The 23,758-nt window shown below is 64.2% G+C and carries 22 protein-coding genes and 1 pseudogene; 11 read left to right on the forward strand and 12 right to left on the reverse strand.

The window, feature by feature from the left end:
* The first annotated feature begins 69 nt into the window (after window positions 1-69).
* Entirely contained in the window at window positions 70-1,008 is a 939-nt protein-coding gene (locus FJ957_RS30170; protein WP_246686007.1) for a UDP-glucuronic acid decarboxylase family protein, read from the forward strand.
* Between the two features lie 75 nt (window positions 1,009-1,083).
* Here FJ957_RS30170 and lpxK read toward each other — a convergent pair whose 3' ends face one another.
* From lpxK to FJ957_RS30200, 6 genes are all read right to left on the reverse strand, one after another.
* On the reverse strand, window positions 1,084-2,112 hold the full coding sequence (gene lpxK, locus FJ957_RS30175) for a tetraacyldisaccharide 4'-kinase (protein ID WP_140836846.1): 1,029 nt from the start codon (window positions 2,110-2,112) through the stop codon (window positions 1,084-1,086).
* A gap of 74 nt (window positions 2,113-2,186) precedes the next feature.
* On the reverse strand, window positions 2,187-3,503 hold the full coding sequence (waaA, locus tag FJ957_RS30180; protein ID WP_140836787.1) for a lipid IV(A) 3-deoxy-D-manno-octulosonic acid transferase: 1,317 nt from the start codon (window positions 3,501-3,503) through the stop codon (window positions 2,187-2,189).
* Window positions 3,500-4,279 (reverse strand): lysophospholipid acyltransferase family protein, encoded by a 780-nt coding sequence (locus FJ957_RS30185; protein ID WP_140836789.1) that lies wholly within the window; start codon window positions 4,277-4,279, stop codon window positions 3,500-3,502. Before FJ957_RS30185 ends, waaA begins: the two co-directional genes overlap by 4 nt.
* Before the next feature lie 5 nt (window positions 4,280-4,284).
* On the reverse strand, window positions 4,285-4,530 hold the full coding sequence (locus FJ957_RS30190) for a DUF4170 domain-containing protein (RefSeq protein ID WP_140836792.1): 246 nt from the start codon (window positions 4,528-4,530) through the stop codon (window positions 4,285-4,287).
* Window positions 4,531-4,603: 73 nt separating this feature from the next.
* Entirely contained in the window at window positions 4,604-5,413 is an 810-nt protein-coding gene (locus FJ957_RS30195; protein WP_140836794.1) for a 3'(2'),5'-bisphosphate nucleotidase CysQ, read from the reverse strand.
* Window positions 5,400-6,743: a TldD/PmbA family protein gene (locus FJ957_RS30200; protein ID WP_140836796.1), complete on the reverse strand. Its 1,344-nt coding sequence runs from the start codon at window positions 6,741-6,743 to the stop codon at window positions 5,400-5,402. Before FJ957_RS30200 ends, FJ957_RS30195 begins: the two co-directional genes overlap by 14 nt.
* A gap of 409 nt (window positions 6,744-7,152) precedes the next feature.
* On the opposite strand from FJ957_RS30200, the gene FJ957_RS30205 reads away from it, so the two are divergent.
* Both FJ957_RS30205 and FJ957_RS30210 read left to right on the forward strand, forming a co-directional pair.
* On the forward strand, window positions 7,153-8,868 hold the full coding sequence (locus FJ957_RS30205) for a glycosyltransferase (protein ID WP_181180774.1): 1,716 nt from the start codon (window positions 7,153-7,155) through the stop codon (window positions 8,866-8,868).
* A complete protein-coding gene (locus FJ957_RS30210) occupies window positions 8,868-9,974 on the forward strand; it encodes a glycosyltransferase family A protein (RefSeq protein ID WP_140836801.1) in 1,107 nt (368 codons plus the stop codon). The genes FJ957_RS30205 and FJ957_RS30210 overlap by 1 nt, the downstream gene beginning before the upstream one ends.
* Window positions 9,975-9,976: 2 nt before the next feature.
* On the opposite strand, the gene epmA is transcribed toward FJ957_RS30210, so the two are convergent.
* A complete protein-coding gene (gene epmA, locus FJ957_RS30215; protein ID WP_140836803.1) occupies window positions 9,977-11,017 on the reverse strand; it encodes an EF-P lysine aminoacylase EpmA in 1,041 nt (346 codons plus the stop codon).
* 129 nt (window positions 11,018-11,146) lie between these two features.
* Between epmA and efp the strand changes: the two genes are divergently transcribed.
* The gene (gene efp / locus FJ957_RS30220; protein ID WP_210243271.1) at window positions 11,147-11,716 is read left to right on the forward strand and encodes an elongation factor P; all 570 of its coding nucleotides are present in this window, start codon (window positions 11,147-11,149) and stop codon (window positions 11,714-11,716) included.
* 141 nt (window positions 11,717-11,857) lie between these two features.
* On the opposite strand, the gene FJ957_RS30225 is transcribed toward efp, so the two are convergent.
* The gene (locus tag FJ957_RS30225) at window positions 11,858-12,580 is read right to left on the reverse strand and encodes a phytochelatin synthase family protein (RefSeq protein WP_140836809.1); all 723 of its coding nucleotides are present in this window, start codon (window positions 12,578-12,580) and stop codon (window positions 11,858-11,860) included.
* 171 nt (window positions 12,581-12,751) lie between these two features.
* On the opposite strand from FJ957_RS30225, the gene FJ957_RS30230 reads away from it, so the two are divergent.
* Window positions 12,752-14,254 carry a winged helix-turn-helix domain-containing tetratricopeptide repeat protein gene (locus tag FJ957_RS30230; RefSeq protein ID WP_140836811.1) on the forward strand — a complete coding sequence of 501 codons (1,503 nt, stop codon included), beginning with the start codon at window positions 12,752-12,754 and terminating at the stop codon, window positions 14,252-14,254.
* 79 nt (window positions 14,255-14,333) lie between these two features.
* Here FJ957_RS30230 and FJ957_RS30235 read toward each other — a convergent pair whose 3' ends face one another.
* On the reverse strand, window positions 14,334-14,999 hold the full coding sequence (locus tag FJ957_RS30235; protein WP_140836815.1) for a metalloregulator ArsR/SmtB family transcription factor: 666 nt from the start codon (window positions 14,997-14,999) through the stop codon (window positions 14,334-14,336).
* 41 nt (window positions 15,000-15,040) lie between these two features.
* On the opposite strand from FJ957_RS30235, the gene FJ957_RS30240 reads away from it, so the two are divergent.
* The 3 genes from FJ957_RS30240 (at window position 15,041) to FJ957_RS30250 (ending at window position 18,300) form a co-directional block, all read left to right on the forward strand.
* Complete coding sequence (locus FJ957_RS30240) at window positions 15,041-15,844, forward strand: MBL fold metallo-hydrolase (protein ID WP_246686008.1); 804 nt, start codon at window positions 15,041-15,043, stop codon at window positions 15,842-15,844.
* Window positions 15,841-17,103, forward strand: a complete 1,263-nt coding sequence (locus FJ957_RS30245) for an MFS transporter (RefSeq protein WP_246686009.1) — start codon at window positions 15,841-15,843, stop codon at window positions 17,101-17,103. Before FJ957_RS30240 ends, FJ957_RS30245 begins: the two co-directional genes overlap by 4 nt.
* 108 nt (window positions 17,104-17,211) lie before the next feature.
* Window positions 17,212-18,300: an acyltransferase family protein gene (locus FJ957_RS30250; RefSeq protein WP_140836821.1), complete on the forward strand. Its 1,089-nt coding sequence runs from the start codon at window positions 17,212-17,214 to the stop codon at window positions 18,298-18,300.
* A 25-nt stretch (window positions 18,301-18,325) separates the two neighbouring features.
* On the opposite strand, the gene FJ957_RS30255 is transcribed toward FJ957_RS30250, so the two are convergent.
* The 3 genes from FJ957_RS30255 to FJ957_RS30265 all read right to left on the reverse strand — a co-directional run bounded on the left by FJ957_RS30255 (window position 18,326) and on the right by FJ957_RS30265 (window position 21,322).
* Window positions 18,326-18,967, reverse strand: a complete 642-nt coding sequence (locus FJ957_RS30255) for a glutamine cyclotransferase (protein ID WP_140836823.1) — start codon at window positions 18,965-18,967, stop codon at window positions 18,326-18,328.
* Between the two features lie 102 nt (window positions 18,968-19,069).
* Window positions 19,070-20,074 (reverse strand): NAD(P)-dependent alcohol dehydrogenase, encoded by a 1,005-nt coding sequence (locus tag FJ957_RS30260; protein ID WP_140836825.1) that lies wholly within the window; start codon window positions 20,072-20,074, stop codon window positions 19,070-19,072.
* Window positions 20,075-20,101: 27 nt separating this feature from the next.
* Window positions 20,102-21,322, reverse strand: coding sequence for a helix-turn-helix domain-containing protein (locus FJ957_RS30265; RefSeq protein ID WP_140836827.1), 1,221 nt, complete (start codon window positions 21,320-21,322; stop codon window positions 20,102-20,104).
* 121 nt (window positions 21,323-21,443) lie between these two features.
* On the opposite strand from FJ957_RS30265, the gene FJ957_RS30270 reads away from it, so the two are divergent.
* The 3 genes and pseudogenes from FJ957_RS30270 (at window position 21,444) to FJ957_RS30280 (ending at window position 23,746) form a co-directional block, all read left to right on the forward strand.
* Window positions 21,444-22,193, forward strand: coding sequence for a DUF899 domain-containing protein (locus tag FJ957_RS30270; RefSeq protein WP_140656496.1), 750 nt, complete (start codon window positions 21,444-21,446; stop codon window positions 22,191-22,193).
* A gap of 150 nt (window positions 22,194-22,343) precedes the next feature.
* A pseudogene (locus FJ957_RS30275) lies at window positions 22,344-22,532 on the forward strand (hypothetical protein); the annotation flags it as partial.
* Between the two features lie 191 nt (window positions 22,533-22,723).
* Window positions 22,724-23,746 carry an aminopeptidase gene (locus FJ957_RS30280; RefSeq protein ID WP_140836829.1) on the forward strand — a complete coding sequence of 341 codons (1,023 nt, stop codon included), beginning with the start codon at window positions 22,724-22,726 and terminating at the stop codon, window positions 23,744-23,746.
* The last annotated feature ends 12 nt before the right edge of the window (window positions 23,747-23,758 follow it).

Genomic DNA, 23,758 nt, shown 5'->3' on the forward strand with positions numbered 1-23,758 from the left:
TTTCAGTGCTGACACTTTCGCCTTTCTGGGGCTATAGACAGCAAAGGGCGACGGGTCCGGGGGTTTATTGTGAAGGTTCTTGTGACGGGTGGGGCCGGCTTTATCGGCTCGCATCTATGCGATCTGCTGCTGGCGCAGGAACGCCAGGTAATATGTGCCGACAATTTTTCGACCGGCTCGGAGAAAAATATCGGTCATCTTCTGGGCAATCCACATTTCGAGTTTCTGAGGCACGACGTTACCGTGCCTCTCAAAGTCGAAACGGAAGAAATCTTCAATCTCGCCTGCCCGGCCTCGCCCGTTCACTATCAGCGCATTCCGATCGAGACGACCAGGACCTGCGTCTATGGGGCGATCAACATGCTCGATCTCGCATGCGCTTCCGGAGCCAGGATCCTTCAGGCATCGACATCCGAGGTCTATGGCGATCCGCAAGTCCATCCTCAGACCGAGGCCTATTGGGGCCACGTCAATCCGATCGGGCCGCGCAGCTGCTACGACGAAGGCAAGAGATGCGCCGAGGCGCTGTTCTTCGACTACTGGCGCCAGTCGAAATTACCCATCAAGGTGGTGCGCATATTCAATACTTACGGACCCCGCATGCACCCGTCGGATGGACGCGTGGTCAGCAATTTCATCGTCCAGGCCCTGCGGAACGACCCCATAACAATCTACGGCGACGGAAGCCATACGCGCAGCTTCTGCTATATCGACGACCTCGTCGACGCGATGGTTCGGATGATGGCAACGCCCGACGATTTCGTAGGCCCTCTCAATGTCGGCAACCCGACGGAAGTCACGATCCTGGAACTGGCCGAACTGGTATTGAGCCTTGTCGGCGGCAAGTCCAAAATCGAGTTCGAACCCCTCCCGCAAGACGATCCCCGCCAGCGCCAGCCCGACATAGATCTGGCGCGAGCGACGCTGGACTGGTCTCCTCGCGTCGCTCTCGACGATGGGCTCGGCGAGACGGTTCGCTACTTCCGCCGCGTGATCGACGGCAATTGACGGCGGGCGCCGTTTTAAGTCTTGTTTTCATGCACGTCGTTGTCGCAAAACCGCTGCGCTTTTGCGCGACATGCATTAGCCCCGCATCTTGCGCAGGCGCCAGGCGTCGAGCGTTTCGTCGATTATGCGTTCGGGCACATGATCGAGCTCGAACACGGCCTCGATATCCAGCACGTCCAGTTGGGCGAGGAACCCGGCGGGCGTCTCGCCATGGCGCAGCCGAGCGGCGTCCTTTGCCGTCGTGACGAGGCGCAGTCCCTCCTGACGGGCAAGCGCCAGGAGGTCGGCAAGCTCGTCCTGGGCGTAGAAATAATGATCCGGGAAGGCTCGCGACAGCGCGACCTCGCCGCCCGCGCCGCGCACCGTGTCGAAGAATTTCTCCGGATGGCCGATGCCGGCGAAGGCCAGGAAGCGCCCGCCGGCGAAGCGCGACGAGTTGGCTGGCTCGACATGCGCCAGGAAGATTGGCCGGCCGGCGCGCGCCGCCTGGCGCACGACGCCATCGGCGGCGGCCCCCTCGCCCATCTTCAGCAAGCCGCTGGTGAAGACCAGTTGGTCGACGACCCTGGCGCGGAGCGGCCCGCCCGGGATGACGCGGCCGTTGCCGATGCCGAAGCGGGCGTCGACCACGACCAGCGCATAGTCGATGTGGATTCGCGCCGACTGGAAGCCGTCATCCATGATCAGGAAGTCGCAGCCATGTTCCTCGATGAGCAGCTTCGCGCCGGCGGCGCGGTTCGCCGTCACCGCGACGGGCGCATGTTCGGCCAGAAGCAGCGGCTCGTCGCCGACATGCTTGGCGGCGTCATGATGCGCGTCGACGACATGCGGCTTGGCGAAAGAACCGCCGTGACCGCGCGACAGGAAGCCTGGCGTGAGTTGCATGTGCCTGGCCTGTTTGGCCAAGGCAATGGCGACCGGGGTCTTGCCGCTGCCGCCAACGGTGAGGTTGCCGACGCACAACACCGGCGCCTCGACCTTCTCGCGCGGGGCACGGCGCATGCGGCGGCCGGCGACCAGCCCATAGACCGCCGATGCCGGCGACAACGCGAAGACGCGCCAGTCCGGCCTTTCCCACCAGAAGGGTGGCGCTTCGCTGGTCATCGCGCCTCCCCCATGCGTCTCGGCTTCGCGCATGGACTTTTCCAAAAACCGGTCCCGATTTTTGGCATCATGCGCTAGCGCCCGTTTGCGCCTTTCAGGCGCGCCTTGACGACCAGAGGCTGGATATAGGGCTCCAGCGATTTCAGCGTGCGGGCAAGCGCGCCGCGCATTTCGTCGACGGTGGCGGCCCCCGCAGCCATCATTTCATGGCGCGCCGCTTCATTGGTCAAAAGGAAATTGACGGCACCGGTCAGCATGTCGCGGTCGCGCACCAGCTTGGCGCCGCCGCTGTCGAGCAGGCGCTGATAGGCCTCGCGGAAATTCTGCACGTTGCGACCGGCAAGCACGGCGGTTTCGAGCATCGCCGGCTCGAGCGGGTTCTGGCCGCCTTCAGAGGTCAGCGAGCGGCCGACAAAAGCGATCTCGGTCAGCCTCAGATAAAGGCCCATTTCGCCGATCGTATCGCCCAGAAGGATATCGGTGTCGGGCGAGATGCGGTCGCCCTTGCCGCGCCGTGCGACCGTCAGCCCCATGCCGGAAATCTGCGCGGCAAGCGCGTCGGCGCGGTCGGGGTGACGCGGCACGATGATGGTCACGAGCCCATGATGGCGCTTGTGCAGGCTGGCATGGACCTCGGCAGCCACCACCTCCTCGCCGTCATGGGTCGAGATCGCCGCCCAGGTCGGGCGATCGCCGATCTGGCGCTGCAGGGTGGCTAGAGCCCGCTCGTCGACGGGCGGCGGGTTGGTGTCGACCTTGAGGTTACCGGAGACGGTGACGGGCCGGGCGCCGAGCGCGCGGAAGCGCTCGCCGTCGACATCCGACTGGGCGATGACATGGGCGAGATTCTCGAACAGCGCCTCGGCAACGCTGGAGCGCTTCTTCCAGGACATGAAGGAGCGGTCCGACAGCCGGCCGTTGACCAGAACCTGCGGCACGTTGCGGGCGCCAAGTTCCAGGATGGTCATCGGCCAGATTTCCGATTCGGCGATGATCGCCAGTTCCGGCCGCCAGTGATCGAGGAAGCGGCTTACCGCTGGCTTGAGATCGAGCGGCACATATTGGTGGATGATGCGGCTGCCGAGACGCTCTTCGGCGACCTTGGCCGAGGTCACGGTGCCGGTGGTCAGGACGATGTTGACGCCATAGTCGAGGATGCTCTCGACCAGCGGCACCACCGCGATCGTCTCGCCGACGCTCGCCGCATGGATCCAGATCACCGGCCCTTCCGGCCGGGGACGGCCGGCAACGCCGTAGCGCTCGCGGCGGCGGACGCGATCCTCCTTGCCGCGCGAGGCGCGCCAGGCGACATAGGGTCCGATCAGCGGATAGGCGGCCGCCCCCGCATAGCGGTAGGCAGTGAGGGCCGCGCGTGCCCAACGCTCGCTCATTTTCCGCCGTCCACGAGGCGATAGGCCTCGGCCGTCGCGGCATTGAGAGAGGCTGTGATCTCCTGGCGCTTGCGCTCCATCTCGGCCTCGTCGGCATCGGCCGGCACGAAGACCGGCGGCCCCACGATAACGGCGGAGCGGCCGAATGGCAGGTTGATGGTGGTCTTGTCCCAGCTCTTCTCCAGCACTTTGCGACGACTGGTGGCGATGGCCGAGGGCAGGATCGGCCGGCCGGAAAGCCTTGCCAGAAGAACGATGCCAAGCCCCGCGTCACGCGGCGTGCCATTCGGAATGTCGGCGATCATGGCAACGTTCTTGCCGGCGACGAGCGCCTTCCTCAGCGCGATCAAGGCTTTGGCGCCGCCCTTGTCCAAATGCCTCGAACTATTGCGGCCGCCGGAGCCGCGCACCGCCTCGATGCCGAATTTCTCGATCATCAGCGCCTGGAGCTCGGCGTCGGCGCTGCGCGAAACCATGGCGACCAGCGGCCGGCCCTCGGGGTAATAGGCAGGGGTCAAAAGATGCTGGCCGTGCCAGAGCGCGATGATGCCCGGCTCAAGATGCGCATGAGCGCCGCCGGCGACCCGGGTCGAGCCTTCGACGAGCGGGCTGGTGACGCGAATCAACCGCAGGAACCAGGCGAACAGGCTGGCGATGAAGTTCTTGACGAAACTCGACTGCGCCAACGGCTCACGGATGCGCCGCCACAGCGTGCGCGTTCCGCCGCGTCTGTCGGCGCGCCGCCGGGTCGGCCCTTTCACCGCTTCATGCTCCATCGACGTCAACCGCCGACCTTCGATTCTGGATCGAGCAAACGGTGCAGATGAACAACGAAATAGCGCATATGAGCATTGTCGACACTGGCCTGCGCCTTGGCTTTCCAGGCGCCAAGCGCGGTTTGATAGTCAGGATAGATGCCGACAATGTCGAGAGAGTCGAGATCGCGGAACTCGGTTCCACCCAGCTTTTTCAGCTCGCCGCCGAACACCAGGTGCAAAAGCTGCTTCTTTCCGTCTTCCGCGGTCATGCCGATCCTTCGCATATTCATGAATTGTGACAGGTCTAGACCAAAGCGGCCGGTTTTGGAACTGCCGGCCGCCTCACCCTTCGTCAAGCCCGGCAATGACGCCGGCAAGCACGCCGAGCAATTCGCCGCTGCCGGCGGCGAGCGCGCCGTGATTGATCACCTCGCCGGCATAGCGCGGCGGCTTGCCGGCACGGTCGAGCAATGCTCCGCCCGCCTCGGCAAGGATGAGATCGGCGGCGGCGATGTCCCAGTCATGCGCGCTCGGCTTGACGAAGGCCGCGTCGAGCTTGCCTGCGGCGATCATCGCCAGCCGATAGGCAAGCGAAGGAATGTAGGCCGTCCGCCGCAGCCTTTCCTGCCAAGCCTGCGGCATCAAGTCGACCAGCGGCTTGGGGCCGCCGATATCGACGCTTTCGCCCAGCGGCCGCACATGGATGCGCTTGTCGTTGAGATAGGCGCCCTCGCCCGGCAGCGCCCAATAGGTCTCGCGCTTGGCCGGGCATTCGAGCACGCCGGCGAGCGAGCGCCCGTCCTCGACCACGGCGACGCTGACGCACCAGGAATGCAGGCCATCGAGAAAGCCGCGCGTGCCGTCGATCGGGTCGACGACGAAGGTGCGGCGGGCAGACAATCTGGCATGGTCGTCGGCGGTTTCCTCCGACAGCCAGCCATAATCCGGACGCGCCCGGAGCAAGGTCTCGCGCAGATAGGCGTCCACCGCATGGTCTGCCTCGCTTACCGGCGAGGTACCGCCCTTCATCCACACCTGCGGGTTGTTGCCGAAATAACGCATGGCGATGGCGCCAGCCTCGCGAGCGGCCTCGCGCAGCAGAGCGAGGTCGTCGCGGGCCTCATTCGAAGTCAACTGGTCAAGCGCCGGCAAGGGTCATCCCTTCAATCAGGAGCGTCGGCGCCGCCGTGCCGAAATTGCGGTCGAGATCGTTGGCCGGCACCATGTTGAGGAACATGGTCTTCAGGTTCGAGGCGATCGTGACCTCGGCCACCGGATAGGCCAACGCGCCGTTCTCGATCCAGTAGCCGGAGGCGCCGCGGCTGTATTCGCCGGTCACCATGTCGACGCCCTGGCCGAACACCTCGGTGACATAGAAGCCACTCTTCAACGACGCGATCAGATCTTCCGGCGAACGCCCGCCCGGCTCGATGGCAAAGTTGGTCGAGGACGGCGAAACCGACGAGCCGCTGCGCGAGCCGCGGCCATTGGTGACGAGGCCGAGCTCGCGCGCGGCCGAGGTCGACAGGAACCAGAGGTTCAAGACGCCCTTCTCGACCATCAGCAGCTTCTCGCCCTCGATGCCCTCGCCATCGAAGGGGCGCGAGGCCTGGCCGCGCCGCCGCAAAGGGTCGTCGGTGACGGTGATGGCGGCCGAGGCCACTTCTCTGCCCATCATGTCGCGCAGGAAGCTGGTCTTGCGGGCGACCGCGGCGCCGTTGATGGCGCCGGCCAGATGGCCGGCTATGCCGCGCGCGACGCGCGGATCGAACACCACGTCGACCGGGCCGGTCGCCGCCTTGCGGGCGCCGAGGCGGCGCACCGCGCGTTCGCCGGCCTTGCGGCCGATCTCTTCCGGTGCGTCGAGATCGGCGAAATGCTGGCGCGAGGAGAATTCATAGTCGCGCTCCATCGCCGTGCCCTCACCCGCGATGACGCTGGTCGAGCGCGAGAAACGCGAGGCGACGTACTGGCCGACAAAGCCATGCGAAGTGGCGAGAACCAGGCCTCCCAGGCCGGCGCCGGCGCTGCTGCCCGCGGAATTGGTTACGCCCTTGACGGCCAATGCGGCTGCTTCGGCGGCAAGGGCGGCTTCCTTGAGCTGGTCGGCCGAAACTTCGGTCGGATCGAAGAGGTCGAGATCGCGCAAATTGCGGGCGAGCAGCGCCGGATCGGCGAGACCCTGGAACGGATCCTCGGGCGAAACCTTGGCCATGGCGACCGCGCGCTCGGCAAGCGCCTTCGGGTCGGATGCGGCGGTGGCCGAGACGCTCGCCACGCGCTGGCCGACGAAGACGCGCAGCGAGACATCCTCGCTCTCCGACGATTCGGTGCCCTCGACCTTGCCCAGCCGGACCGAGACGCCGGCCGAACGGCCGCGCACCGCGACCGCGTCGGCCGCGTCGGCGCCGGCGCGCCTGGCAGCCTCGACGAGGGCCGCGACGCGATCGGTCAATTTCGCTGCGTCGAGCTTATCGGTCATGAGGTTGTTCCTGTTTGTTCACGCGGTCTGTCAGGTCGGACCCGCCCGCGCGTCGATTCTTGGGCGCCACGGCACCCATCGCTGGACGCTGAGGCACCATCTCCGGATGCTGACGCACCATCTATTGTTCCATTGCCGCTTGTGCAATGGGCGCGGGACAATCAGGATACCGCGACCAAAAGCGACAGGAAGGGGTTCCGATCGCTGGAAGAGCGTTTCACGCTCTCATGACGGGGGCTTGGCCGCGTGCCCGCTTCGGCGCCGAGCTGACGGGCCAAGTCAGTAGGGTCGAGCCTATGGGGGAAGGATGGAGTATTTCGTCGGTGGAGAGTTTGCCTATGACTGGACCTCCCATCACCTGAAGCTTTGGGAGGAGCTTCTCGGCGACAAAGCCGGCACGGCGACGGCGGTGCTCGAAATCGGCTCGTTCGAGGGCCGTTCGGCGCTGTTTTTCCTGCAGTTCCTGCCAAAATCCCGCATCACCTGCGTGGACAGCTTCCAGGGCAGCGGAGAGCATGTCGGACCTGGCTCGAAGTATGAATCGGACACGGCCGAGGTCGAACGGCGCTTCGACCGCAACCTCAAGCCCTTCGCCGGCCGGGTCGAGAAACGCAAGGGCCACTCGGTAATGGTCCTGCCGGGCCTTGCCGCCGAACACCGGCTATACGACGTGATCTATGTCGACGGCGACCATTGCGCCACGTCCGCCTACAGCGATGCCCGACTGGCCTGGGACCTGCTCGACAATGACGGTGTGATGATCCTGGACGATTACCGGTGGGAGCCGGATCTGCCAATGGCCAAGCGCCTCAAGGCGGGGATCGAAGCCTTCCTGAGCCAGGTCGCCGGAGAGTACGAGCTGTTGCACAGGGGCCAGCAGATCGTCATTCGCAAGAGCGGGATCGTCGCGACCAAGTCATTCACGATCGCCGGACGCGACATCGAGGGACTGGCTGGCGGCGCGCTGTCGCCGCCGCTCGTCAGCTTCGTCGTCATCAACTGGAATTACGGCCGCTATGTCGGCGCCGCGATCGATTCCATACGCCGGCAGGACTATCCGCATTTCGAATGCATCGTCATCAACAACGGCTCGACCGACGACAGCGCGGAGGTGATCGCCCGGCATGCAGAAGGCGATCCGCGTTTCCGGGTCGAGACGCTGGCGCGGAACCATGGCCAGCTCGGCGCCGCCCTGTGGGCTCTGGACAAGGTGAATGGCGGGTTCGTCACCTTCGTGGACGCGGATGACGTGCTGTTCGACAACTACGCTTCGACGCACATCCAGGTGCATATGGCATTGCAACGAAGCGTCGGCTTCACCTCGGCCAACGTCGCGGAGATGGACTCGACAGGCACGGCCCTGACGGCCTCGTACCAGCAACTCCAGTTGAACAGACCGGACGCGCAACGAGGCCTCCGAGGTGAGCGGACCGTGCTGCGGCTGCCGACCGTCACCCCGTCGCGATACCGGCTCCTCGACGCCAGCACGGCGACCATACCGCGGTGGCACATCGGCTGGCTCTGGGCGCCGGGCAGCGCCAACATGTTCCGCACCTCGGTCCTGCGTCTGTTGCGGTTGGACGATGGCGGCAAACCTTGGATGGCGTCGGCCGACGGCTATTTCAATACGATATGCCATGCGGTAGCCGGCAGCGCGCTGATCGACATGCCCTTGTCCGGCTATCGCCTGCACTCGAGCAACTATTTCGCGACCGGTGAAAGCATCGAGGGCATGCGTGGCGGAACAAGAGATTACACCATCAAGTTGGAGCAATTCACATATGAAAGCGTAAGGTTCCTGATCGAACAAAGCGACCGTTTCGACTGGCTTCTGGGGGCAGAGTTTTGGCCTGTCGTAGACCGGGTCACACGGGAAAACCCTGACAAGTTGCGCGACTATTTCAGCAATGAGATCGCGGTCGAGATATTCAAGCGCAACGCGCCGCAATTGAGGTCTGTCTTCGGTGCCAAAGGATTCAGCAGGGAGGTCACGGCCCGGTTTTCCGGCGCTCAGGCAAGATCTATTCTCAAAGCCGGTTTCGGAGGCCGAATTCCAATGCGCGTCCTTCGCAAAACGTTATCCCGCGATCTTCGCGCCTTCCTGAAGAGGAAGTCGAAACGATAATGACCGCGCCGAAAATCAGCTTCCTCATCATCAACCACAATTACGGGCGCTATGTCGGCCAAGCGATATCGAGCGTTCTGTCGCAAACTTATGACGATTTCGAATGCCTCGTCGTCGACAACGCCTCGACCGACGACAGCCGCGATGTCATCGCGGGGTTCGAGAACACCGACCCCAGGCTGGCGTTCGAATATCTGGACAGCAACCTGCACCAGATGGGCGCGTTCCTTGACGTCCTGGATCGCCTGGCGGGGGAATTGGTCTGTATCATGGACGCCGACGATTTCCTGTTCGCGACCTTCGCGGCCTTCCACGCCCAGCTTCATCGCGACTGCCCGACGATCGCGGCAACCTCGAGCGGCGTTCTTGAAACCGATCATGCCGGGCGGCCGCTGTCTTCCGGTTTTGCATGGCTGCTGCACCGCAGGGTGGGCAGGCCCTTCGATCCCGATCGCTCAAATTCAGATCACATGATCTTGGGAGGACGAGAGCGCGAGCTACTTTGGCAACAGTCCACGGTGATAGAACCGCACGAACCCGGCTGGCACTGGTCGCCTGGAACGGCGAACTTGTACAAGCGGCATTACCTTGCCCGATGCAAGCCATCTCGGGCCGTTGTCGGCAATGCCGCGACCGACAATTATTTCATGCCGTTCGTGCATGCCTTGGCTGGTTCGGCCTGTATAGATCTTCCGCTTTCGGCCTACCGAATTCACGGAAGCAACGTGCATGGCGCGCAGCCCTCCATGCCGGGCCTGAGGACATTCAGCAAAGCCGCCCATCAGCGCTCGTGCGCGCGGCGAAGCGCCATCGTGCGCGAACTGGCTTCACGTGCCCGGGATTTTGTCTCCACCCACGGACGTGCTTTCTGGACCCTGATGGATGCCCCCAGCGTGCCGGATGGGGTTCCGTTGAACGCATATTTCAACGACCCTGCAATTCAGGATATTTTGGCCGATCACTTCGACGAGATCCTGGCGGCATGCGGAGAAGCCGAGACGCGGGAAGCTTTGCGCGCCCGCATGGGGCGCAAAGGTTACAAACGATTCCTGGCCTCGCAGAGTCGGGGAAAATCCCGACCTGACTCAAAGGCCAACGGCGGCTGACATCACGCCACCGGCGCCCAGATCACGTCGTCGATCCTTGCGGCGCCCGTCGCCAGCATCACCAGCCGATCGAAGCCGAGGGCCGAGCCGCTGGCTTGCGGCATGTTGGCCAAGGCGGCGAGGAAATCCTCGTCCAGCGGATAGCGCTCGCCATAGACACGCTCCTTCTCGTCCATCTCGGCGATGAAGCGGCGACGCTGCTCGGCAGGGTCGGTGAGCTCGCCGAAGGCGTTTGCGAGCTCGACGCCGCAGCAATAGAGCTCGAAGCGCTCGGCAATACGCGGATCCTCGGCACTCGGCCGGGCGAGTGCCGCTTCCGAAATCGGATAGCCGTAAAGGATGGTGGCGCGCCCCTGCCCCAGCGCCGGCTCGATCTTTTCGACCATCACCCGGCTGAAAAGGTCGGCCCAGTTGTCGTCGGGCGCGGTGCGCAGTCCGGCTCGGACCAGCGCTTCGTGAAGCGCGTCGCGATCGGTGCCGCCGTCGACCGAGACGGTCGCCAGGAGGTCGATGCCGGCATGGCGCAGGAAAGCCTCCGCCACGCTCAGCCGCTCCGGTTCGGCGAAGGGATCGGCCTCGCGACCGCGGAAACGGAAGCTTGTGGCGCCGGCTTTTTCCGCGGCGAGCGCCAGGAAGTCGGCGCAATCGTCCATCAGGCGTTCAACCGTATCGCCGACGCGGTACCATTCGAGCATGGTGAATTCAGGGTGATGCAGCGGCCCGCGCTCGCGGTTGCGCCAGACGGGGCCGAGGCTGAAGATGCGTTCCTCGCCGGCGGCGAGCAGCTTCTTGCAGGCGAATTCGGGCGACGTGTGGAGATAAAGCGGCCGGCGCGATGTGTCGGGCCCGATCGCCTCGGTGGCGAAGGCGGCAAGGTGCGCCTCGTTGCCCGGTGAAACCTGCAGCGCCGAGGTCGTCACCTCGACGAAATCGCGTTGCGCGAACCAGCCGCGAAGGGCGGCGGCGATGGCATTGCGCGCCATCAGCCGGGGCCGGCGGTCGGCATGGATATGCGGCGTCCACCAGGGCGAGGCGGCGGTCATGGGCAGGAAAATCGCGCGGCAGGCTGGCGGTTCGGCGCAAGATGCGCTAGGGCGCACGCGATGGCCGCCGTCGCCGCTTCGCGGAAATCGACGCTTGCAGGCCGACAAACTCGAATGGGATCGAATACCGTGGTCAAGGTCATCGCCAGTTCCTTACGCAAAGGCAACGTCGTCGATAAGGACGGCAAGCTCTATGTCATCCTCTTTGCCGAAAACATCCACCCTGGCAAGGGCACGCCGGTGACCCAGCTCGACATGCGCCGCATCGGCGACGGGGTGAAGGTCTCGGAACGCTACCGCACGACCGAAATGGTCGAGCGCGCCTATGTCGAGGAGCGCGAGCACACCTTCCTCTATTCCGACGGCGAAGGTTTTCACTTCATGAACCCGGAAAGCTACGACCAGGTCGTGGCCTCGGAAGCCGTGGTCGGTGACATGGCGCCCTATCTGCAGGAAGGCATGGCTGTCCAGCTCGCGCAGTTCAACGGCGTGCCGATCTCGCTGGTGCTGCCGCAGCGCGCCACCTTCGAGGTGGTCGACACCGAGCCGGTCACCAAGGGCCAGACGGCGTCTTCGTCCTACAAGCCGGCGATGCTATCCAACGGCGTGCGCACGACCGTGCCGCCGCACATCTCCGCCGGCACGCGCATCGTGGTGATGACGGCCGACGGCTCCTACGTCGAGCGCGCCAAGGACTGAGGCTTACAGCAGCGCACTGACCACAGCTCGCCTGCGACCCAGGCGGGCTCGCGGTCGGTGCCGTGTTCCGGGAATGAATCCGACAGGCCTGGCGGGCTACGATATCCCCTGTGTGCACTCTTGGCGGCAGGTTCCGTTGAACTACTGTCCCGGAAGGGACGATATAAGCACGTATCCGCGAGTTCTGTTCTCGTTGTCGCCGTCGACCGTGTTCATCGCCGCGAACAGGTCGGCTGTTTTCACCCACACGGGCGGATATTTGTAACGAGCGACATCGAGGATCAGGAACCTGTCCGTTTTCTCGTCGTAAGCGGCCAGCGGGGATATATGCCCGCCCTTTTCCTGGCCCATCGCCTTGCGCAGATAGTTGACGATGACGAAGTTTCCGGGTTTGGCAAGGGACGAACTGGCCTGGGTCCGGAACTGCTCGGGACTGGCGTCCGATGCATGGCGGACCTCAGCCTTGATCGGCTGCGTGGAAAGAATGGCCCCGATCTGGTCGAGCGTCATTCCCTGCTTGTCCAGGACCTGGCGAGGCAGAATGGCCTCCGTGCGCTCGTTCAGGACATTATCCTGTGTGAACGTCCTATAGGGTTCGTACTCGGGCGCCGCGGGCGCCGGAATGTTGAGCGCGTTCAGCACCATGACGATGCTGGCCACGCCGCAATAAGCCTGCGTTTTTTGTGTGAGAAAGTTGCTTGCGAGAGGAAAATAAGCTTCCTTCGCCGTGCTCTCGGCGAGAAAGCTCTCACCGGAAGGGGAACTGAATCCCGTCAGATTGTCGGGAAGCTTCAGCGTCTCCGAGAAGGCGCTGGGTGCAATCAATAGAAACGCCAGCAAGAGCGAATAGAAACGCGCGGACATGGTGACCCTCAGCCCGGTCGAGAAGCGTTGAGGGATGCTATCAGCTTTCGGAAGCCATCGCCACGTTGATCTGCCGGCGCGCCCGCCAAGCCGCCGGACAAACCCTCGGCTGCGGTCTGCCGTTCTTGAACGCCCTTTTCCGAAAGCTTTCGAAACGTCTAATATGCCCTCATGCAGGGGACTCGCATCGCTTTTGGTCCGTTCATATTCGATCCCGACATCGGGACGCTCCTTAAAGAGGAGATCCCGATCGCCGTTGGGCATCGAGGGCTGACGCTGCTTGCCGCGCTTACGGCACGACCCGGTGATATCCTGACCAAGGCCGAGCTGATGGATGCTGCGTGGCCGGGCACCGCCGTTGAGGAGGGCAACCTTACCGTCCAGATCGCGACACTAAGAAAGGCTCTCGGTCCGGCTGACAACGGCGGCGAGTGGATCGCCACGGTGCCGCGCGTCGGCTATCGCTTCACCGGGACTGTCGAGCCGGTGGCGAGCGCATCCGGCAAACCGATACCGCCGTCCGGCAAGCCATCGATCGCAGTGCTGCCTTTTGCCAATTTGGGCGGCGATCAGGACCAGCAATATCTCGGCGACGGCATAACCGAGGACATAATCACGGAGCTGGCCAGGTTTCGCTCTCTCCTTGTCATCGCGCGCAATTCATCTTTTCAGTTTCGCCATCGGGCATTGGACATTGCCGAAGTGCATCGCGCACTCGGAGTTCGCTACCTCGTCGAAGGCAGCATAAGGAAGATCGGTGATCGCATTCGGATCACTACACAATTGATTGACGCCGCCACCGGCACCCACCTGTGGGCCCAACGGTACGACCGGGCCACCGACGACATCTTTGCATTGCAAGACGAGATTGCGGCTCTTATCGCCTCGATTGTCGAAGGCCAGGCGGAGGCCGATTCGACGAGCCGCACCAGACGCAAGCCTCCGGCCGATTGGGATGCATACGACTACTACCTGCAGGGGCGCTCGGACTTCCACCGATATGAACTGGACACGTCCGAGCCCCTGTTCGTTCGGTGTGTCGAGCTCGATTCGACGTTCGCTCAAGGCCACGCCTTCCTCGCGCAGGCCCTTGTTGGCAGATTTTGGTACGATAACGATCCGCGGACGCTGCGGAAGGCCTGGGACTCGGCGCGAACGGCGCTCGATCTCGACAGGAGCGATGGCGTCTGTCACCAGAGCATGGGGCTGGTGCTTACGCACATGCGCCAGCATGGCGATGCCGGGGTGCATTTCGAGCGAGCACGCTCGCTGAACCCGTTGGACGTGAACATCGCGGGGGATTACGCAAGCTGGCTAAACTACGGCGGACGGGCAGAGACGGCGCTCAACGTGCTCGAAAGCGCGCTGCTGCGCGACCCCTTCCCTCCGATATGGTTCTGGGAGGTGAAGGGTAGTTCCCTTTTCCTGCTTGGAAGGTACTCGGAAGCCGTCGGTTCGTATCGGGAGGCCGGCGACCAGTTCTTCATTCATGCCTTCCTCGCAGCCTCATACGCACATTTGGGTGAAATGGAGAAGGCGCGCGCTGAAGTCGAGGAAGCGCTGACAAGGAAACCTGAGGTTACCGTTCGAATGATTTCAGGTCTCCCGTTCGCCGACCCAGCCGCGCTCGAGCTTTTCACTTCCGGCTTTAGAAAAGCCGGTTTTCCCGCGTGAACGCCACCACCATCGCGCTTGGCCTCAAGGCCAACTGGAGGCAGTTTGCGCTGCTGATGCTCGGCATCATTGCCCGCAGTTAGGCGGCCGCTTCGACCGGTAAGCCCGCAGCTCTCCACTCCGGCATACCATCCTCCAGCCGGCGCGCGGAATACCCGAGCGAGCGCAGCGCCGCGACAGCCTCGAAGGACATCACGCACCACGGGCCACGGCAATAGGCGACGACCTCCCGGTCCGGAGCGACGGTGGCAGACCACGCCCTGACTTCCCCCAACGGCACATTGATTGCGCCGGGCACATGGCCGAGCGCGAACTCGTCCGCCGGGCGCACGTCGACCAGCGTCACCAGCCCGTCGCGCATCAGCGTGCGGAGCTCGTGGCGCGTGACCGGCCGCATGTCGTCGCGCGCATCGAAATAGCCGCGCACGATGCGGTCGACCTCGGCGAGATGCCGTTCGGCAACGCCGCGCACCGAGGCGAAAGCGGAGAGCACGCTTTCATCCGCGAGTGCGTAGTGGACAAACTTGCCGTCGCGTTCGGCCGAGACGATGCCGGCGCGACGCAGCGCCTGGAGGTGCTGGGAAATGTTGGCGACCGGCTGGCCGAGCTTCGCCGCGAGCGCCTCGACGCTGCGCGCGCCCTGCGCCAAATGCTCGATCATTTCCAGGCGCAGCGGATGGCCGAGCGCCTTGGCGACGATCGCGAACTGTTCGTAGAGCGCCTGTTTCGGATTGCGGATTGACATCGGCCTTTCTGAGACGCATCGTCATTCAATGGAATTATTGAATGACAGTTTCAGCTCGGACTGTCAAGCAGGGCACGCTGCCCGGCACGTTCGCCTGCTCGGAGGAAAAAGCGATGATACTCAGGCAGTTCCTACATAGCGACCCGGTTGCCGCCTCCTACCTGTTCGGCTGCGGCGGCAAGGCTTCCGCGGCCGTGGTCGATCCGCTCGGCGACATCGCGCCCTATGTCGAGGCGGCGCGCGCGACCGGCATGCGCATCCTCTATGTCGTCGACACGCATATCCACGCCGACCATATCTCGGTGGGGCGTACGCTTTCCGAGGCGACCGGCGCCGAATACGTGCTGTTCGAAGGCGCTGCGGCCGACTTCCCGTTCCGGCGTGTCAAGGACGGCGAGGTGCTGGAGCTCGGCAATGTGACGGCGACCGTCATGCATACGCCGGGCCACACGCCGGAACATTTGAGCCTTTTGGTCACCGACCGGACGCGATCGACCGAACCCTGGTTCGTGCTCACCGGGCACACGCTGATGGTCGGCGATCTCGGCCGCACCGAGCTTGCTTCAAACGCCGAGGACGGCGCCCGCGCGCTCTACGCCAGCGTGCGTCGCCTGAAGGAATTGCCCGATCACATCGAGGTGCTGCCCGGCGCCTATTCCGGTTCTGTCTGCGGCCGCTCGCTGAGTGGCAAGCCGACATCGACCATCGGCTTCGAGCGGCGCTTCAACAAGGCCTTCCGCATCGAGGACGAGGGTGAGTTCGTCGCCGCCATGACCGCCGACATCCCTCCTCCGCCGACGCAGGCAGCGCGGACCCGGGCCGTCAACGCCGGGGCGAAATCTTGAGCACAGCGGCGCCCGCCGTCGCGCTTGGCCTCAAGGCCAACTGGAAGCAGTTCGCGCTGCTGGTGCTGATCAACGCCTTCGTCGGCGGCATGGTCGGCATCGAGCGGACCGTGGTGCCGCTGATCGGCGCGGAGGAGTTCGGCGTCGCTTCCACCACGCTAGTCGTCTCCTTCATCGTCAGTTTCGGCGTGGTCAAGGCATGCGCCAACCTCGTCTCCGGCCAGCTCGCCGACACATGGGGCCGCAAGCGCGTGCTGATCCTCGGCTGGCTGTTCGGCCTGCCGGTGCCCTTCATCATCATCTCAGCACCGAGCTGGGGCTGGATTGTCGCCGCCAACGCGCTGCTCGGCATCAACCAGGGCTTCGCCTGGTCGATGACGGTGATCATGAAGGTGGACCTGGTCGGGCCGAAGTCGCGCGGGCTTGCCGTCGGCCTCAACGAGTTCGCCGGCTACCTCGCCGTCGGCGTCACCGCATTCCTGACTGGCTACCTCGCGAGCCGCTACGGCTTTCGTCCCGTGCCGATCTATCTCGGCGTCGGCTATGCGATCCTGGGTGCCGCGCTATCGATCCTGCTTGTGCGCGACACGCGCGAGCATGTGCGGCTGGAGCTGGCGAACCATCCGAAGGCAGCTTCGCCGCTCGGCTTCCGCGAGATCTTCATGCGGACCTCATTTGGCGATCGCAACCTGTTCGCGGCCTCGCAAGCCGGCCTGGTCAACAATCTGAACGACGGCATGAGCTGGGGGCTGTTTCCGCTCTTCTTCGTTGCCAACGGGCTCGGCATCGAGCGCATCGGCATCCTCAAGGCGGTCTATCCGGCGGTGTGGGGCATCTTCCAGGTCGCCACCGGGCCATTAAGCGACCGCTGGGGCCGCAAGGGACTGATCGTCGCCGGCATGTGGGTGCAGGCGGCAGGGCTTATGCTCACCGCCATGACGCGCGATTTCGGCTGGTGGCTGCTGGCGAGCCTGCTGCTGGGCCTCGGCACGGCGATGGTCTATCCGTGCCTGATCGCGGCGGTGTCGGACGCATCGCATCCCTCCTGGCGGGCGCGCTCGCTCAGTGTCTATCGCTTCTGGCGTGATCTTGGCTATGCGATCGGGGCGCTGTCGGCAGGGCTGATCGCCGACGTCTTCGGCTTTTCCGCGGCGATCGGGGCAATCGCGGCGCTGACCTTCCTGTCGGGTGCGATCGTCGCGATGGCGATGCGCGAGACGCGTGCCGCCGCCGTGGTTCCAACATCGGCCGACAGTTGAGACCGCCTCCGTAACGAGGGCCCCGTTTACGTTAATGGAAGCTTGATGCTGCGCGGGATTTGCGTGTCCGCTACAATTGCGGCAGTTGAATTTTCCTCGAGATCGCGCATGAGCAACCCGAACCGCATGCCGTGGGTGGATACGGCTAAGGGCCTGTCCATCCTCCTGGTGGTGATGATGTACTCGGCCTACAACACCGGTGAATACACCGGCGGCGTCGGCTTCCTGCATTATGTCATCGGCTTCGCGACGCCCTTCCGCATGCCGGAATTCTTCCTGATCTCGGGCCTGTTCCTGTCGCAGGTGATCGACCGGCCATTGCGCCGCTATGTCGACCGCCGCGTCGTTCATTACCTCTATTTCTATGTGCTTTGGGCGATCATCTCGATCGGGCTGAAGATCGGTATCTTCAGCGGCGATCCGGCCGGCATGCTCCACGATCTCGCGATGGCCGCCGTCCAGCCCTACGGCGTCCTGTGGTTCATCTACATGCTGGCGGTTTTCGGGATCGTCATACGACTGCTGCGGGAGCTTCGCGTGCCGCACTGGATCGTCATCTTGGCTGCCGCCGCGCTGCAGATGTGGGCGCCGAAGCCGGACAGCTATGCGCTCGAGCAGTTCGCGGCCTATTTCGTGTTCTTCTATCTCGGCTTCGTCCTGGCGCCGCTGATATTCCGGCTGGTCGAATGGACACAGGCTCGCCCGGCAATCGCCGTTGCGGGCCTGCTTGCCTGGGCGCTCGTCAACGGCCTGCTCGTCTATTCGCCGGGCTACGCCGTGCAGCCGGTCGGCATGCAGATGGGCCTGGCGGCATGGCCGCCGCTGCATCTGTCGCTTGCCGTCGCCGGCGCGGTGGCGCTCTGCGTCGCCGGCGGCTTGCTGTCGAAATTCGCCTTTATGGAATGGCTGCGCTGGCTCGGCGAGCATTCGCTGGTCGTCTATGTCGCCTTCACCATCCCGATGTCGATCTTCCGCGGTGTCATGCTGGCAAGTGGCCTTCTGACCGATACCGGCATGCTGAGCCTCGCCGTATTGCTCGTCTCGGTCGTCAGCCCGGTGGTGCTCTATTTCATCATCAAGCGCATCGGCTTCGGTACCTTCCTGTTCGAGCGGCCGGCCTGGGCGCATGTCGACGGGCCGAACGCCGCCAAGGCCTCCAGCAAGCCCATGCCGCGGCCGGCACGCGAGGCGGCCTGATCAGGCCGCCCTACCCATTAGCCCGTTACTTGCCACCGCCGTGTCCCGGGCGCCGCGCTGCCTTGATCTTGCCGCTGCTCCCGCCGCCGCAGAAGAAGCAGCCGCCGCCGTCGGATTCCAGCCCCGACACGCCGGAGGGCATCGCCAGTTCCTGCAGCACGTCGCCTGTGTCGGGATCGACGCGCACCAGATCGCCCTCCTCGCCCTCCCAGGTGGCATGCCAGAGCTCGCCATCGACCCAGGTGACGCCGGTGACGACGCGCTTCGATTCGATCGTGCGGATCACCTTGCCCGTTTCAGGATCGATCTGATGGATCTTGTGTGCCCGGTATTCGCCGACCCAGAGCGAACCCTCGGCCCAGGCCATGCCTGAGTCACCCCTGTTGCCGGGGGCAGGAATGGTTGCGACGACCTTGCCGATCTTCGGGTCGACCTTGTGGATACGATCCTCGGCAATCTGGTAGAGATATTCGCCGTCGAAGGCAGTACCGGCATGCGAGGCGACATCGATCGTACGCACGATCATGCCGCTGTCGGGATCGAACGCGTTCAGCTTGTCGCCACTGGCGAACCAGACATTTTCGCCATCATAGGTAACGCCGTTGACGCGCTCGACGCCGGGGAACGGTCCGTATTCACGCAGGATCTCGGCAGCGGCTCGTTTCATTTTCCAAATCTCCATCGGTCTCTTGTGTCAGCTTCGACTCTAGCCGCCCGGCTGCAAACCTGAGAGTAACAACACAGTCGCGAATTTACCGAAGCCGGCACCTTAAAGTTCGACGCAGACCTTGCCGAAATGCTTTTGGCTCTCATACGACCTGAAGGCCGAAGCAATTTCGTGCAGCGGAAAACTGCGACCGATCACGGGCCTGAGGCCATTGACCGTTATCGCCCGGATCATGTCTTCCTGGTCAGCCCTGTTCCCGATGGAAATTCCACTAACGCGGATCTGATTGGAAAACAGCGCCGGGATCGACACTTCTCCGGCGAAGCCGGTCAACACCCCGATCAGAGCGATGTGACCGCCTATCCTGCAAGCCGTTATCGACTGGGCCAGCGTGCCTGGACCGCCGACCTCGACTACATGATCGACACCGCGCCCATCGGTCAGGTCCCTCGCCTTGCTCCCCCAGTCCGGCACGGCCTTGTAGTTGATGAGAGCATCGGCGCCGAGTCGCCGTAGCTTTTCGAGTTTCGCATCAGAGGAGGATGTAGCAATAACACGAGCACCAGCCATCTTGGCGAACTGCAGCGCGAACAGCGACACGCTGCCCGCGCCAAGGATCAGCACCGTATCGCCGGGCTTCACCTGACCGCACACCACCAGGCCTCTCCAGGCAGTGACCCCGGCGCAAGTGAGTGTAGCCGCCTCCACGTGGGTGTAACCCGCCGGCGCTTTCGTGAAAGCCTGCCAGGGCATGCACGCATACTCCCGCGCATAGCCATCGAGATCGTCGCCCAATTCGCCCCGCTTGTTCGCGCGCGAAGCCTCGCCGCCCAGCCAATCGGGCCAATAGCAACTGACGACGGCATCGCCAGCCTTGAATGCTTCGACACCGTCCCCGACAGCAACCACCTCGCCCGCGCCATCGGATAGCGGAATACGACCGTCGGCGCAGGGCTTCTTGCCCGTGACAACCATGCTGTCGTGGAAATTCAGCGAGCACGACCGGATCCGGACCAGCAACTCTCCCGGTCCGGCTTCGGGCCGATCCTCCTCAACCAGTTCCAGTTTTTCCAGGCCGCCTGGCGCCCGCAATCTGATCAGCTTCATGACGTCTCCTCGATCCAGCATCGGGAACTAGTCGCTGGGCAGCGGGCCCGGGAGTAACAACACAGTCGGGAATCCGGTCACCGGCGGCATCATCCAACGGCGCGCCCGGCCGCGGCCGACGGCCTGCACCTTGTGTTCGGCCGAAAGCTGCTCCAGCGCGCGCTGGACGGTGCGCGCGCTGGCGCCAAGCGCGATCGCCAGAGCCGAGCTCGACCAGGCCTCGCCGTCGGTCAGGAAGGCCATCACCGCACCATGCTCCGCCTCGACCGGCGGCGCCAGCACGACGACTTCAGCGGCGCTGGCCGGCGTGAGCGTGAAACCGGCGGCCGTCGCGTTGATTTCTGCCAGCCCGGCGAGCTCGGCGCGCAGCCGTCCCATCTCGACCCTGAGCCGCGCGCGATGCGATTCATCGGCGTGCCTGGCGCGAAAGGCGCGCCTCAGCAGCACTTCGCGCGAGGCATCCGCCGGCCATGCCTCGGCAAGCGTGCGCGCCAGCGCGAACAATACAGGCCGGGTCGCAAGCGAAACGACCGCGTCGGCCTGGCGCACGACGTTGCGGCAGGCATCGACGACCAGCGCGCCCGAGGTCAGCAGCGCTTCGACCTCGTCGAGTAGCAGTTCTTTCTCGGCGCCGCGCGCGATCAGCCGGCCGACCGGCGTGTTCAGCACCAGGGATGCCGCTTCGACTTCGGCCTGCAATGCCGGGATGTTGGCTTGATAGGCGGCAAGCGATGCCCGGCCGAAGGCCGAGCGCGCCGCCTTGGTCCTGAGGCGGCGGACGGCTATGCCGGCGGCGGCCAGTTCGTGCGCGACGCGCGCCACCGGCGGCAGCGGCGCCGGATCGAAGTCCGCCAGCAGGCGCTCGGCTTCGTCGAGGCGGCCAATCAGGATGAGGCGGCGCGCCTCAAGACTGCCGGCATAGGCAGCGTTCAGCCGGTCGCCACGCGCGGCGAGCGTCGCACGGGCGGATCGCAGAGCCTTCTCCGGCCAGCCAAGGTCGCGCGAAACCAGCGCGATCTCGGCCTCGGCGACGACGCAACGCGCGCGCGCTACCGCTTCCCTCGGACTGAAGGCGCGGGCGGCGTCCTTCAGCAAGGCTTTGGCCTTGGCGAAATCGCCGAGCTGCGCCATCGCGATGCCGCGCAGCGCCAGCGCCGGCGCATCGTCGCGCAGCGCGACGCGCTTCAAGGCGCCGAGCGGATCGCCCGCGGCAAGCGCGCGGCCGGCGGCGTTGATCAGCGAGTCCATGCCGCCGCCTCAAAACCCGCCGGAGCAAATCGCGCCACACTTGTAACTCTCACCATCGCCGGATGCGGCCCTATGTCTGTCCCCGTCACCCCCAACCAAACCCAAGAACGGGACAAGAGCAATGACCCAACACATGAAGACACCGCCGGTCGTTTCGCAGGAAGCGTGGGAAGGCGCCTATGAAGAGATGTTGGTGAAGGAAAAGGCCGTCACCCGCGCCCGCGACGCTCTGGCCGCCGAACGCCGCCGCATGCCGTGGATGGAAGTCAAGAAGGACTATGTGTTCGAAGGCCCGAACGGCAAGGCGAGCCTGCTCGACCTCTTCGAAGGCCGCCGCCAGCTCGTCGTCTACCGCGCCTTCTTCGAGCCCGGCGTCTTTGGCTGGCCCGAACATGCCTGCCGCGGCTGCTCGCTCGGCGCTGACCAGGTCGGCAACCTCGCCCACCTCAACGCCCGCGACACCACGCTTGCCTATGCCTCGCGCGCGCCGCAGGCCGACATCCAGCGGCTGAAGGAGCGCATGGACTGGAAGATGCCCTGGTACACCATCACCGACAGCTGGGATAAGGATTTCGGGGTCGACGAATGGCATGGCCACAACGTCTTCATCCATGACGGCAAGCGCATCTTCCGCACCTATTTCGTCAACAACCGTGGCGACGAAGCGTTCGGCACCGTGTGGAGCTATCTCGACGTCACGCCACTCGGCCGTCAGGAGGTGTGGGAGGACTCGCCCGAGGGCTATCCGCAGACCCAGACCTACAAATGGTGGAACTGGCACGACAGCTACGAAGCAGGCGCCGCGCCCGACCAGAGATGGGTCGAAGTGTCGGATGCCGGTGAAGCCGCGTTCCGCAACAAGAACGCCTGAGCATGAAGCGGAACCGGCGGCGTGGAGTTGCGCCGCCGGAGCCGATCGCTTCGCCCTTGTTCCTATGGGCTTGAAACCTGCCCGCTTCAGAAGGTGGATATCATGAGCATCGACTCCCCTCGCCGGGCCGGCCTGAGCGGCTTCGGCCTCGCCGACTGGCTCTGTCTCGCCGCGGCGCCCACCTTCGCAGCAATGGCGTTGCTGACGGCTGCCTATGGCGGGCACGATATGATGTGCATGTCGGGCGCCTCGACGCTCAGCGGCATGGTGCCGATGTATCTCCTGATGGCAGCGTTCCATCTCGCGCCGTGGCTGCGGCTGGCCGCGCGGCGAGGGTGAGATCTTCGTTTGAGCGCCGTATTGCCTGATCACCGCTGCGAAATCGAGTGTCCGGCCCGTTACCCTCCAGGTCTTGACGAAAATAGACGCGCCTGAGACACGGGAGCAAATGGAGACATTTGCTCCATGGGAGATGAGCAGGCGGTGGGCAAGCTGTGAAGCGCGTTTTTCGATTACTTGCCGCTGCGATCATGGCGTCCGGCGTGACCGGGTGCACCAGCATTTCCTACTATGCGCAATCCTTGGAAGGCCATGTCGGGATCATGGCCGCGCGCAAGAATGTTGCGAAGCTGATCCATGATCCTTCGACGCCAGAGGCGTTGCGCGGCAAGCTGACGTCGGCCAGCGCCATACGTCGCTTTGCCACGGAAGAACTGGCGCTGCCCGACAACAGCAGCTATCGCAGTTATGTCGACGTCGGCCGGAACGACGTGACCTTGGCGGTCTTTGCCGCGCCGCAATTCTCTCTCGCGCCGGTAACATGGTGCTTTCCGGTGTTCGGCTGCGTTCCCTACAAGGGTTATTTTTCGCGCAAGGACGCGCTCGGAAATGCCGCTGAACTGCAGCGACAGGGGCTGGACGTCTATGTGACGGGCATCACGGCCTATTCCACGCTGGGCTGGTTCAGCGACCCGCTGCTCAGCACCATGCTGCGTCAGAACGACAGCTATCTGGCAAGCCTTGTCTTCCATGAGCTGGCGCATCAGAAAGTCTATGTGAACGGCGACTCCGCGTTCAACGAGGCTTTCGCGGTTGCCGTCGAAACCACCGGTACGAGGAAATGGCTGCGCGCCATCGGCAATCGCGCCGGATTGCGCAGTTACGACGTCGATCGCAAGCGCAAGGCGGATTTTCTCGGACTGATATCGAAAACCCGTGACGAGTTGAGCCAGGTCTATGGAAGCCCGCGCAGTCCGGAGCGGATGGCGGCCGCCAAAGCCGCCACGATCGACAGGTTGCGGATACGCTACCGGCAAATGCGCGGCAAGCGATGGGCCGGATACCGCGGATATGACGCCTGGTTCGATAGCCCGATCAACAACGCAAAGCTTGCCGCGACCGCCGTCTACAGCGAAGAGGTTCCGGCGTTTCTTCGCTTGCTCGACTTGTGCTCCGGCGACTATCCAAGGTTCTACGCCTCCGTTCGGCGGATCGGGGCCTTGCCCGCGCCTTCCCGTGCAGAGGCGCTCAGAACCGTGGCTGCGTGTCATTGACCATGTAAGGAA

It is taken from the genome of Mesorhizobium sp. B2-4-6, from assembly GCF_006442775.1.
Lineage (GTDB): Bacteria > Pseudomonadota > Alphaproteobacteria > Rhizobiales > Rhizobiaceae > Mesorhizobium.